The sequence below is a fragment of the Streptomyces sp. NPDC090108 genome (genome assembly GCF_044747185.1).
GTDB lineage: Bacteria > Actinomycetota > Actinomycetes > Streptomycetales > Streptomycetaceae > Streptomyces.
On record NZ_JBIVDQ010000004.1, the window covers coordinates 390,223 to 402,845 of the forward strand.

At 72.3% G+C, this 12,623-nt stretch carries 7 protein-coding genes and 1 pseudogene; 6 read left to right on the top strand and 2 right to left on the bottom strand.

Features of this window, described 5'->3' with window-relative positions; translation table 11 throughout:
* Nucleotides 1-93 precede the first annotated feature (93 nt).
* Nucleotides 94-1,626, top strand: a complete 1,533-nt coding sequence (locus tag ACIPRD_RS16595; RefSeq protein WP_401563645.1) for an amino acid permease — start codon at nucleotides 94-96, stop codon at nucleotides 1,624-1,626.
* 53 nt (nucleotides 1,627-1,679) lie between these two features.
* On the opposite strand, the gene ACIPRD_RS16600 is transcribed toward ACIPRD_RS16595, so the two are convergent.
* Entirely contained in the window at nucleotides 1,680-2,072 is a 393-nt protein-coding gene (locus tag ACIPRD_RS16600; RefSeq protein ID WP_356405828.1) for an NTP pyrophosphohydrolase, read from the bottom strand.
* A 123-nt stretch (nucleotides 2,073-2,195) separates the two neighbouring features.
* On the opposite strand from ACIPRD_RS16600, the pseudogene ACIPRD_RS16605 reads away from it, so the two are divergent.
* A pseudogene (locus ACIPRD_RS16605) lies at nucleotides 2,196-3,212 on the top strand (hypothetical protein).
* Nucleotides 3,213-3,281: 69 nt separating this feature from the next.
* Here the strand turns inward: ACIPRD_RS16605 and ACIPRD_RS16610 are convergent.
* Nucleotides 3,282-4,376, bottom strand: coding sequence for an LCP family protein (locus ACIPRD_RS16610; protein WP_401563648.1), 1,095 nt, complete (start codon nucleotides 4,374-4,376; stop codon nucleotides 3,282-3,284).
* A 688-nt stretch (nucleotides 4,377-5,064) separates the two neighbouring features.
* Between ACIPRD_RS16610 and ACIPRD_RS16615 the strand changes: the two genes are divergently transcribed.
* The 4 genes from ACIPRD_RS16615 to ACIPRD_RS16630 are packed head-to-tail and all read left to right on the top strand — an operon-like array spanning nucleotide 5,065 to nucleotide 12,615.
* Nucleotides 5,065-6,774 carry a stealth family protein gene (locus ACIPRD_RS16615; RefSeq protein WP_401563651.1) on the top strand — a complete coding sequence of 570 codons (1,710 nt, stop codon included), beginning with the start codon at nucleotides 5,065-5,067 and terminating at the stop codon, nucleotides 6,772-6,774.
* On the top strand, nucleotides 6,774-7,730 hold the full coding sequence (locus tag ACIPRD_RS16620) for a hypothetical protein (protein WP_401564180.1): 957 nt from the start codon (nucleotides 6,774-6,776) through the stop codon (nucleotides 7,728-7,730). The genes ACIPRD_RS16615 and ACIPRD_RS16620 overlap by 1 nt, the downstream gene beginning before the upstream one ends.
* A gap of 8 nt (nucleotides 7,731-7,738) precedes the next feature.
* Nucleotides 7,739-10,609 (top strand): stealth conserved region 3 domain-containing protein, encoded by a 2,871-nt coding sequence (locus ACIPRD_RS16625; RefSeq protein WP_401563657.1) that lies wholly within the window; start codon nucleotides 7,739-7,741, stop codon nucleotides 10,607-10,609.
* Nucleotides 10,610-10,644: 35 nt separating this feature from the next.
* Nucleotides 10,645-12,615, top strand: coding sequence for a PIG-L family deacetylase (locus tag ACIPRD_RS16630; RefSeq protein WP_401563660.1), 1,971 nt, complete (start codon nucleotides 10,645-10,647; stop codon nucleotides 12,613-12,615).
* Nucleotides 12,616-12,623: the final 8 nt, after the last annotated feature.

Genomic DNA, 12,623 nt, shown 5'->3' on the forward strand with positions numbered 1-12,623 from the left:
GGCCCTTTTGCGTGACGCTGCGTATGTCGGGGCATACGCATCCCCAGCCCTCTCGATCAGTTCGAGGACGACGAGCGCGTGGGAGGTAGGCCCGTGAGCAGTACCCTCTTCCGTACGAAGAAGGTCGAGCAGTCGATCCTCGACACCGAGGAGCCGGAGCACGCGCTCAAGAAGTCCCTGACCGCACTCGACCTGACCGTCTTCGGCGTCGGCGTCATCATCGGCACGGGCATCTTCGTCTACACCGGCTCGGTCGCCAAGACGACCTCGGGCCCCGCCATCGCGCTGTCCTTCGTCGCGGCCGGCATCGTCTGCGCCCTCGCCGCCCTCTGCTACGCCGAGTTCGCTTCCACCGTCCCGGTGGCCGGATCGGCGTACACGTTCTCCTACGCCTCGATCGGCGAGCTGCCCGCCTGGATCATCGGCTGGGACCTGGTGCTGGAGTTCGCGCTGGGGACGGCGGTGGTGGCCGTCGGCTGGTCCGGCTACTTCCGGTCGTTCCTGTCGAACAACATCGGCTGGAACATCCCCGAGGTGCTCGGCGGGCGGGACGGCGCCTCGGGGTTCGGCTTCGACATCTTCGCCGCCCTGCTGGTGCTGGTGCTCACGGCCGTGCTCGTGGTCGGCATGAAGCTGTCGGCCCGGGTCACCCAGGTGGTCGTGGCGATCAAGCTGATCGTCGTGCTGATCGTGATCATCGCCGGGGCGTTCATCGTCAAGTCCTCCAACTACCACCCCTTCATCCCGCCGTCCGAGCCGGCCGCCGCCACCAGCGACCTCAAGGCCCCGCTGATCCAGCTGATCGCCGGATGGGCGCCGTCGAACTTCGGCGTGATGGGCATCTTCACCGGCGCCTCGATCGTCTTCTTCGCCTTCATCGGCTTCGACGTGGTGGCCACGGCGGCCGAGGAGACCCGCAACCCGCAGCGCGACATGCCGCGCGGCATCATCGGCTCGCTGCTCATCTGCACGCTGCTCTACGTGGCGGTCTCGATCGTGGTGACCGGCATGGAGAAGTACACGAACCTCTCCGTGCAGGCCCCGCTCGCCCAGGCCTTCAAGGCCACCGGCCATCCCGCCTACGCGGGCATCATCAGCTTCGGCGCCACCATCGGCCTGATCACGGTCTGCATGATCCTGCTGCTCGGCCAGACCCGGGTGTTCTTCGCGATGAGCCGCGACGGCCTGCTGCCGCGCTTCTTCTCGCACACCCACCCGCGCTTCAGGACGCCGTACCGGCCGACCATCCTGCTCGGCGTGATCATCGCGGTCATCGCGGGCTTCACCAGCCTCCAGACGCTCGGCGAGCTGGTGAACATCGGCACGCTGTTCGCCTTCATCATCGTCGCGATCAGCGTGGTCATCCTCCGCAGGACCCGCCCCGACCTGCACCGCGCCTTCCGCACCCCGTGGGTCCCGGTGATCCCGGTGCTGTCGGTGTGCGCCTCGCTGTGGCTGATGCTCAACCTGCCGGCCGAGACCTGGCTCCGGTTCGCCATCTGGATGGCCATCGGCTTCGCCGTCTACTTCGCCTACGGCCGCTCGCACAGCCGGCTCGGCCTCCGCGAGGAGACCACCGCGGACGACGTCCAGAGCGGGCATGAGCACCGGGACAAGGGGAAGTAGCCGCCGCTCCGGTTCGCGCGCGGCTCACGCCCCGTCGAGGACGCCGTACCGCCTCAGCCGAGGACCGTGCGCGGGCCCGCCACGTCCGCGCCCAGGTCGGACACCCTGCGGCGCAGCTCGCGGTCGGCGGTGACCACCAGGCGGGGCCGGTCGGAGGTGCCGGAGACCAGCTCGACGATCCAGTCGTCCCCGCTGGCCGGTGCCGACTCCACCCGCACCCCCGGCACGGACTCCACGCCCCGCGCCGCGCCCTCCACGACCAGGACGATCTCCGACGGATCCGGCCGGCCGGGGACTCCGCCGGTGGCCAGCCGGTCCCGCAACCGCTCGGCCGCCCCCTTGCGGTCCCGCCACCAGCCGTCGGGGCGGGAACCCATGACGTTCGCGCAGTCGACGATCACCAGCAGGGGATCGTCCGGGTCCGGTGCATCGTGCGTGTTGTCCATGGCTCCAGAGTGGCACGCGGCGGCCGGGCGGGCGCGGCCCGGACCCGGGCGCCTCCCCGCCGGTCCGCGGCGGGGAGTTTTCGTACCGCTTCGTGTGCGTCCCGTGGCGTCTAAGGTGATCCGGTGAACGGCGACTGGCTCCTCCGCGGCCGCGACGGGCGGCTCAGCGTCTACCGGACCTCCGGCGACGCGGTCCTGTGCCGGGCCGAGCGTGCCCCGGACGGCCCCTGGGGCGGCCCGCAACGGGTCGGCGGCGACCAGCGGCTGCACCCGGTCCTCGCCGTCGGCCAGGGCGCCGACGCGTACGGGCACCTGGTCTCCTGGCGGCCCACGGGGGCGGGGGAGTCGGGGCTGGTGCACTCCACGCACTTCCGGGCCCGCCTCGCGGCCCTGGACTGACATCCCCTCGGCCACCCCAACAAGAAGGGCGACCGGACCGGCCCGCCCGCCGTCGCCGTGGACGCCGAGGGCCGTGCCCATGTCTTCGTGCGCAACAACGGCCGCGGGGTCAGCATGCTGGCGCAGAAGGAGAAGGGCGGCTGGGGTTCCTGGCAGGACCTGATGGGCAGCGGGGTCCAGGACGACCTCGCGGCGGTGACGGGGGAGGACGGCAGGGTCGAGCTGTACGCGACCGTGCCCCAGGGCATCCTGTACTGGCGCCAGCCGGAGCCGGGCGCCGTGCCGGTCCGTCAGGAGAGCCTGGAGACACCGGTCCGCCCGGGCACGCTGTACGCCCTGGCCACGTCCGCCGAGCACACGACGGTCTTCTACACCGATGGGTCGGGCGACCTGTGCGCCTGGCGCCCGGGCGGCCCGCCGGCCGTGCTGCTGCCCGCCGCCGGACCGGGCCCGGTCACGGCCGTGCGCTGTGAGCTGGACGGCCACGACTGCACCCTGCTGGCCCAGTGCTCGGCCGGCAACCGGGTGGCCTTCGCCGCCTACCCCACGCAGCGGGAGTCGGCGGGGGCGTGGTGGACGGAGTCGGGTCCGGTGCTTCCGGGGGACGCGCGGGTGGCCCTCGCGACGGACGAGACCGGCCGCGTGGTCGCCGCGGCCTCCTCGCCCTCGTCCGGCCGGCTCCTGCTCACCCGGCGCAAGGACGAGCCGGGGCTCGCCCTGGAGGCGTGGCGGGAGGTCTGAGGACCTGCGCCGGCCCGCGTGCCGGGTTCCGGTCCGGCTCCGGCCCGCGTGCCGGGTTCCGGTCCGGTGTCAGGGGGTGGCGCCGCCTCCGGCGGGGGACTTCTTCGCCGCCGCGGGGACGGGCTCGTCGGCGCGCAGGGCCTTCCACAGTTCGTCACTCTGCGGACGCGCGGCCACCACCCGGTTGGGGTCCTGGGGGTCGTACCGCACCGGCAGCATGATCATCTCCGTGGTGGAGGGGGAGACCCCGTGCATGCTCCGGGCGAACTCGGTCAGCTTCGTGAGGGACGCCAGCCCCGAGTCCGTCGTCAGGCACCCGGTGAGCTGGTCGGCGACCGTGTAGGCCTTGGCGGGGCTGTCGAGCAGGTCCTGCTTCTTGATCTCGCCGAGCAGGGCGATGAGGAACTTCTGCTGCATGCTGATGCGGCCGAGGTCGCTGCCGTCCCCGATGCCGTACCGGGTGCGGACGAACTGGAGGGACTGGGTGCCGTTCAGACGGTGCCGGCCGGCGGTCAGGTCGAGGCCGCTGTGGTGGTCGTGGATGTTCTCGCGCACGCTGACGTCGACACCCCCTATGGCGTCCACGAGACCCTTGAAGCCCGCGAAGTCGACCTCCATGTAGTGGTCCATCCGGACCCCGGACATGTGCTCGACCGTGTCGACGACACAGGCCGGACCGGCCAGCGAGTAGACCGAGTTGAACATGACGCGCCGCGCCGGGGGCAGCTTCCTGCCGTGGCTGTCCAGGCACTCCGGGCGGTTCACCAGGGTGTCGCGCGGGATGCTGACGGCGGTGGCCCGCGCGCGTCCCTCGGGTATGTGGACCACCAGGGTCGTGTCCGCGCGGGCTCCGGAGACATGGCCGGCATGGAACGCCCCGTTGGCGCCGGCCCGTGAGTCCGACCCGAGGATCAGCAGGTTCTGGCCCGAAGTCGGCTGCTTCGGCGGCCGGTTGTCACCGATCGCCCGGTCGATGTCGACTCCCTTGATGTTGGAGTCGAGCCGGCTGTACAGCCAGTAGGCGGTTCCGCCCGCGCCCAGCGCCACCACGGCGGTGGCCGCGGCCACCCAGCGCAGGACGCGACGGCGCCGGCGCGGCGGTGGGCCGGCCGCGGGTTCCTGCCCCGGTGCGGGAGCGTCCGGGTCCTTGGGGGCATGCGTCATGAGTCGCTGTCCTCGTCTGTTCGTGCCCGACAGAAGTGCTTGGGTGATCGGGCAGACCAGCAGGAGATGACGGACGTTGTACGGCGGTGACGTACATCACGTGACATGTCTGCAGAGGTCACGGCTTCCGGTCGCGCGGATTCCGGGTGCCGTGCCGCGAGTCGACCCGGGCTCAAAGAGTGTCTGTAGCGTGCATGTTATGTGGTGATCCGGTGTTGTCGAGCCCCCGGCAGGGGAGTTCGCCGGGCGTGCGACTCCGGGGGCGCGGTCCGGGCTCGCGCGTTCCGGCCGCGGGCCGTCGCCTTCGACGACCCCGCCGACGTGCGGTTTCGCCGAAGGGTTGTACGGGTGTGGCATGAATGACAGAGCCGCCGCGGGGGTCGTTGCTCCTGGACAGGGTGCAGGCGAGATGTAAATATTCTGTGTGATCGTTGAAACCTGGGTGAATTCCAGGTGCGGCCCGGGGTGAGGGGTGCGGCCGGCGGTCCGGGTGACTGCGGCAATGGGGCGATGGTCGCTGTTCAGGGTGGGGGTGGCCGTCGGACCGGCCTGCTCCAGGCTTCGAGTTGGATGGTGTCAGAGTCAGGTGGGCCCGAGTAATCCCGAGGCGAACGCCCTCGTGTCGACATATCGATCCGTGGTTCCCGCGGGGGCCCGGCGCTGGGTCGTGCAGCGGGTGCCCGGTCCGATGCGTGCCTCGGTGAAGCGCTCGCTCGCGTCCGCCGACGCCGTACGGTCCACCGCCGTCGTCCGGGTGCTGAGCCGCGACCGCGGCGAGGCCGAGGACGCCGCCCCCGACGGCGTGCGGCGCGTGGTGAAGGCGGCCGGGAAGTACCTGCGCGCCGTCGAGGTGGCGGGCGCCACCGAGTGGGCCGCGAGGGCCCGCAATCTCCATCTCCTCGTCTCCTTCCTAGAGGAGGCCGGGATCGACTACTTCTGCGTCCGCGGCACGAACACCCCCCAGGTGCCCTGTGTGGCCGTTCCGGCCCGGCTGCGCGCCGACGTCGAGCAGCTCCTGCGGCTCGCCTGCGCCCGCTACCCCGGCTACGTGGGTGCCGCGTCCCCGTTGCGGCTGCGGGCCGGGAGCGCGGTGGCGAACTGGCGCGGACTGCGCAGGGAACAGGTCCTGCGGGTGGCGTGGATCGTCTGCGACCCCACGGGCAACCTGGTGTTCGGCGGTGAGTCCGGCTGCGACATCGAGTTCTGGGAGGAGAAGGACGGGCGGCTCGTCGCGCCGCGCCCCAACCGGGTGGTCACCGAGATCCCGGTGGACGCGGGCCGCTGCCGGGCGGAGCAGAAACGTTTCACTGCAATCCCCGACCTCTACCGCACCGGCGACGTCCGCACGGTCCCCGAGTTCCTCGCCGCGCTGCCCGACGACCACCTCTTCCCGATCGACGTCGTCTACACCTGGGTGGACGACTCCGATCCCGTGTGGCGCGCCCGCCGGGAGGCGGCCCGCCGGCGGCTCACCGCCGGGCGGGGGCGCGGACTTCACGAGCAGGCGGCCAACGACGCCCGCTACACCAGCCGCGACGAGCTCAGGTACTCGCTGCGCTCGATCCACCAGTACGCGCCCTGGGTGCGTGACATCTTCCTGGTCACGGCCGGCCAGGTGCCGAGGTGGCTGCGGACCGACCTGCCCGGGATCAGACTGGTGGACCACCGGGAGATCTTCTCCGACCCGGAGGCGCTGCCGACGTTCAACTCCCATGCCATCGAGAGCCAGTTGCACCACATCGACGGGCTGTCGGAGCACTTCCTCTACCTGAACGACGACGTCTTCTTCGGGCGCCCGGTGCGGCCGGGGCACTTCTTCCACCCCAACGGGCTGACCAAGTTCTTCCAGTCCAAGGCCCTCATCCCGTCCGGACGGGTGAGCCAGGACGACCTGCCCGTCGACGCGGCGGGCAAGAACAGCCGCGGCCTGATCGCCCAGCAGTTCAACACCGTCATCTCCCAGAAGATGAAGCACACCCCGCACGCCCTGCGGCGCAGCGTCCTCGCGGAGATCGAGGAGGTCTACGGCACAGCCCACCAGGTGACCCAGCACTCCCGTTTCCGGTCGCCCGACGACGTACCGATCGCCTCGTCGCTGCACCACTACTACGCCTACGGCTCGGCGCGGGCCACCGCGGGCGACATCCGCTACGTCTACGTCGACCTGGCCGACGATCTGGCCGAGCGGCGGCTCAACAACCTGCTGGCCCGCCGCGACTTCGACACCTTCTGCATGAACGACACGGTCACCACCGCCGATCCCGAAGAGCAAGCTCACATGGTCGCCACCTTCCTGGACTCCTACTTCCCGGTTCCCAGCCCCTTCGAGACCGGTCCCGGGGCAGCGCCGCTCCCCGGCCCGGTCCGCGGCGGAGAACTGGGGCGCGCCCGGTCATGATGTCCCGCCTCAAGAACCCGGCCGCCGCGCCGCGCGCGACGGCGCTCCTGAGCCGGCTGCGCACCCGCGCCGTCCGGCTGCGCGACCGGCTGATGGGGAACCTCCTCGTCCCGCTCCGCAGACGCGCCGCCCTGGTGTCCTACGCCGGCATCCTCGACGGCCAGACCGTGAACCTGCACGCCCGGCTGCCTGCCTCGGCCCGCCTGCCCGAGCGGGCGGAGATCGTCCTGCGCCGCGGCCGCCGCGCCCACCCCTGCGAGGCCCGCGTCTACCGGGGCGCCGACGGTGAGACCCTCGTGGACGCCGCCGTCCTGCTGGGCGCCGAGGTCGGCGGGCTCCCCGTCGGCACCGGACGCTGGCGCGTGCGCCTGCGGGTCCGCACCGGACGCCGTACGCGCACGCTGTCACTGCTGCTGGTGAACCCGCCGGTGCCCTACGCCGGACCCACCAAGCCCATGGAGGCCTCCCCGGTGACGGGCGAGCGTCACCGGATCGGCCGCTCCGCGCGCGGCAGCGTCCGCGTGGTCAGCGCGGGCGCGCGGGCCGCCGCCGAGGTGGCCAAGGTGCGCCTGGAGCACTCGGGACTCACCGTCGACTTCCGGGTCCTGGGCACCGCGACCGACAGACCGTGGGCGGAGTTCACCGCCTCCGGACGCACCGTCGAGCAGCCGGTCACCGTCCTCGGGCCCGGCGCCTTCCGTGTCGACGTGCCCCTGGGCGCGATGGCGCCCGGCGACGCCCGGCCCGAACACTGGGACGTCCGCCTGCGCGACGCCGCGGGCACCTCCCTGCGCCTGGGGCGCCGGCTGCACGACGTGCGCAACCCGCTGCGCGTCTTCGCCATGCGCCGGCTCGCCGTCACCCCGCAGGGGCTCACCACCATGATCGTCCAACCGCGCTACACCCCCGCGGGGAACCTCCGGGTGACCTGCACGCGCATGCCCGAGGCAGGCTGAACCGACAGATGAAGATCACGTTCCTGCTGACCACGGCCGACGCCGTCGGCGGTACCGAACGCGCTGCGTTCAACCAGGCGTCCGAGCTCGCGGCGCGCCACGACGTGCGCGTGCTCAGCGTCTTCAAGAGCACGACGGAGCAGTTCTTCACCCCGGACGCCGGAGTCCGCGTCGACTACCTGGTCGACCTGACGTCCACACCGGTCCGGCCGCTGCGCCACACCTCGGTCGACGACCAGGTGTGGGCCGGACTGGCCGCCCAGCCCAGCCAGGTGGTCGAACCGTCCTGGGAGCCGGTGTTCAGCCGCCTCTCCGACCTGGAGCTCGGCCTCGCCCTCCAGGACACCGACACCGACATCCTCATCAGCACCACCCCCGCGCTGATGGCGCTCGCCGTCCGGTACGCCCCCGCGCACGTCGTCACCGTCCACCAGGAACACCGGGTCTCCGAGCTGCGCGGCCCCACCGGGGAACCCCTGCGCCGCTACGCGGCCCAGCTCGACGCCCTGGCGGTGCTCAGCGAACGCACCCTCGAATGGTTCGCCGAGACCCTCGGCGACGCCGCGCCGCGTCTGGAGGTCGTGCCCAACGCACTGCCCAGCGGCTTCCGGCCGCGCTCCACCCTGCGCACCCGGACCGTGGTGATCGCCGGCCGGCTGGTCGCGGAGAAGCAGATCGACCACGCCGTCACCGCCTGGGCGACGGTCGCCCGGCACCACCCGGACTGGCAGCTGAGGATCTTCGGCGACGGGCCGCTCAGCGGTGCCCTGCGCCGCCAGATCGACATGCTCGGACTGCACGACTGCGTCCAGCTGAACAGCAACTCCCGCCATCTCGCGGAGGAGTGGGCCAAGGCCAGCATCGCCACCCTCACCTCCCGCAGCGAGGCGTTCGGCCTGGTCCTCGCCGAGGCGCACGCGGCCGGTGTGCCCGTCGTCTCCTACGACTCGCCGAACGGCCCGCGCGAGGTCGTCGTCGACGGACGGACCGGCATCCTCGTCCCGCCCGGCGACACCGACGCCCTCGCCTCCGCGCTGATGCTGCTCATCGAGGACACCGAGCTGCGCCTGCGCATGGGCGCCGCCGCGCTGGACTCGGTGGACCGCTTCGCGCCCGCCGTCGTCACCGCCCAGTGGGAACGCGTCTTCCACGAGCTTCTCGCCGAACGGGACAGCGGCCGGCGCACCGCCGCCAAGGCCGAACGCCAGGCCGTCCACGCCCACCGGAGCGGTCCCGACGGCATCCTTCCGTCCGCGGTCCCCGCCCCCGCCACCACCGTGCGCTCCGACGGGCAGCGGACCGCCGAGGAGCGGCTGCTGCGCCGGGACGACCTGGTCAAGGACGGCGGCCAGGTGTGCCGGCTCCAGGACTGGGAGTCGCCCTGGGACGTCGTGCAGCGCAATCTCGCCCTGGCGGTGAACGCCCTCGAAGCCGCCGGCATCCCCCACTTCGTCGTGCGCGACCACATGGTCCGGCACACCGTCGCCGTGCACGCCGGCTACCGGGACGCCGTGTTCAAGGCCCTGGCCGATACCCATGGCGACGACGCCGTGTACGCCAGTGTCCTCAACGAGGGGCAGAAGACCACGGCGACCGTCCTCGCCGCACTCGTCGCCCCGTACGCGACGCCGACCGTCTCCGGCGTCCGCATCCACCAGAACCTGGTCTCCCCGTCGCGCACGCTGCGCCTCGGCGCCGTCTACGGCTGCACCGTCTCGTTCTGGGAGACCGACCCCGAGGACGAGACCTGGCTGCGGGCTCCCACCCGGACGCTCATCGGCGACCGGGTCCCCGAGAAGTCCCTGCGCCGCAGGGCGCTTCCGCTCGGCGGCCGCGCCTACCCGAGCATCGAGCCCTTCACCAGGACCCTGCACGGGGACGTCACCTTCCCCGTCGACGCCGTCTACACCTGGGTCAACGGCGGCGACGTGGACTGGCTGGAGCGCAAGAGCGCCGTCCTCGCGGCGCTGGGCCTGGACACGGAGGACTCGGCGACGAGCGCCGCCCGCTTCCGGGACCGCGACGAACTGCGCTACTCCCTGCGGTCCATCGACATGTACGCCCCCTGGATCCGGAACATCTACATCGTCACCGACCGGCAGGTCCCGCACTGGCTCGACCTCGACCACCCGCGGGTCCGGGTCGTGGACCACACGGAGATCTTCGGCGACCAGGGCACGCTGCCCACCTACAACTCCCACGCCATCGAGAGCCGGCTGCACCACATCGAGGGCCTCGCCGAGCACTTCCTGTACTTCAACGACGACATGTTCCTCGGGCGGACCGTGCGGCCCGACCTGTTCTTCCTCGGCAACGGCCAGGCCAAGCACTTCATGTCACCGACCTCCATACCGATGGCGCCGGTCTCGCAGGAGGACGAGTTCAACATCGCCGGCGCCAAGAACAACCGGGCGCTGATCGAGCGGGACTTCGGGCAGGTCCTCGTCAACGGCTTCCTGCACGCGCCGTACCCGCTGCGGCGCAGCGTCCTCGAGGACATCGCGGAGCGCTACCACGAGGAGGCGTCCGCGACCTCCACCCACCAGCTGCGCAGCCACGACGACATCTCGATCCCCTCGTCCCTGCACCACTACTACGCGTACCACACCGGGCGCAGTGTGCCCGGCGGCATCTCCTGCGGCTTCGTCAACGTCGGCCTGAGCGAGCACAAGCCCCGGCTCAGCCGCCTCCTCGCGGTGCGCCCGCACGACGTGTTCTGTCTGAACGACTACCACGACGGCGACGTGACCGAGGACGAACAGGACGCGATCCTCGCCGCGTTCCTGCCCAGCTACTTCCCGGTGCCGAGCCAGTTCGAGTCCGGATCGAAGCGCAACGAACGTGCGCGCCTCGGCTACCTGCCCGGCTGGCCGCTGTGAACACCCCGAGTCCCGTCACCGGGAGGAGCAACAACGTGACCAGTCCCGCGTCCGCGCTGCAGATCATGGCGCACCCGGACGACGACCTGTACTTCGTGAACCCCGCGATTCTCCAGGGGCTGAGGAGCGGCACCCGCACGACGACCGTCTACCTGACGAGCGGCGACTCCAGCGGCCGCAACCCGCGGCCCGGGCAGCGGGGGCCGGTGACCGAGGACCGCGCGGCGTACGGAAAGGCCCGGCAGAACGGCATCAAGGCCGCCTACGCGGCGATGGCCCTGGGCGACCGCACCGCCCGCTGGAAGGCCATGACCCTGACCACGGCGGCGGGTCCGGTGGCGGAGGTCTACTCGCTGACCGACGCGCCCTGGGTGACACTGATCTTCCTCAACATCCGCCAGCACGGAACGCCGGAGGGCCCCCCGCGGAGCCTGCACGTGCTGTGGCGCGAGGAGGCGGAGCGGGTTCCCACGCTGGTGCTCAGCGGCGGCCTGGTCCGCGAGCAGCACTGGTACACCAAGGACGGCCTGGTCCGGACCCTCCTCCAGATCATGGACATCGTCCGTCCCACCGTGATCCGCAGCCTGGACCCGGACCCGGACCGGCTGGTGCACAGCGAGCGGTTCCCGCAGCGCCACGACTACGGCGACCTGGCCGACCACTGCGACCACACCGCGGCCGCCCTGTTCACCTGGCTCGCCCTGAACCGCTACCCGGGACCCGCCGAGGGCCGGACGTTCACGGTGGAGGCCTTCCGCGGCTACTACAACGAGCGCTGGCCGCACAACCTCGGCATCCGCGCCGTCGCCCAGAAGGAGCTGTTCCTCAACCTCTACGCGGCGGCCGACGGCTACGACTGCGGGGACCCGGCGGGCAGCGGGGACTACTCCGTCGGGCTGGCCGCCCGGATGACGGGGTGGGTGCAGAGCACGGCCCCGCGGCACCCGGGCGGCGCCGGCTGGCTGCTGGCCGACCGCAGCGGGCGGCTCACCGCCTTCGCGGTCGTCAGCGGGCAGGCCGCGGTGTGGCTGGAGACCCAGCCCGGCAGCGGCCAGTGGCGGGGACCCTTCCTCCTCGGCGGCGGCCCCCTCGCTCCCGGCCTCGCGGTCTGCCTCAGCCCCGACGGACGCTGGCAGATCTTCGCCGAGCGGCTGTCCCGGCTGGCGGCGGACGACGCGCACACGCGGGAGATCGTGCTGCTCGAACAGACCGAGCCCGGCGGCGGGTTCGGCGACTGGACGAGTCTCGGCAACCCCTCCGCCGGCACCCCGCACCGCGACCGGCACCTCGGCGGCCCGGTCGTGGCCCGGGACGGTCTGGGCAGGACACATCTCTTCGTGCGCAACGCCGGCCAGGGCCTGCAGACCCGCATCCGGATGTCCGACGGCACCTGGGGAAGCTGGACCGACCTGCGCGGTCACGAACTGCAGGAGGGCCTCGCGGCGGTCACGGCCGCCAACGGCCACGTCGACGTCTTCGGGCCCAGCCGCGAGGCCGTCTTCCGCTGGGGGCACAAGTCCCTCAACGAACCGCTCGCCCGCGCCCCGCGCTTCCGGCTCGCGCCGTCCGCCGGCCCCGTGGCGGCCGTGCTCCAGCCCAGCGGCCGGGTGATGACCGTCTACCGGGAGCCGGACACCGGCGACCTGCTCGCCGCCCAGGAGGACGCTCCCGGCGGCCGCTGGGCGGAGCCGGCCGAGCCGTTGGGCGGCCGGGGCGGCTACGGCGCCGTGGCCCTCGCCGCGGGACCGTCCCCGGAGGCGGGCACGCTTCTCGCCTGCCGCAGCGACTCCGGCGGCGTCGCCCACCGCTTCCTGCCCGGCGACGGCACCTGGCGGGAACTGTCCGCGGAGCCGCTCGGCGGCACCTTCGCCGGCGCTCCGGCGGCCGCGTTCGACGCGGAGGGCCGCGCCGTGATCGCGGTGATCGGCGCCGACGCCCGTCTGGCGGTCTCCCGTCAGGCGGAACCCGGGTCGGACGAGTTCGGCCCCTGGACGATCGTCGGCTGACGGACGGG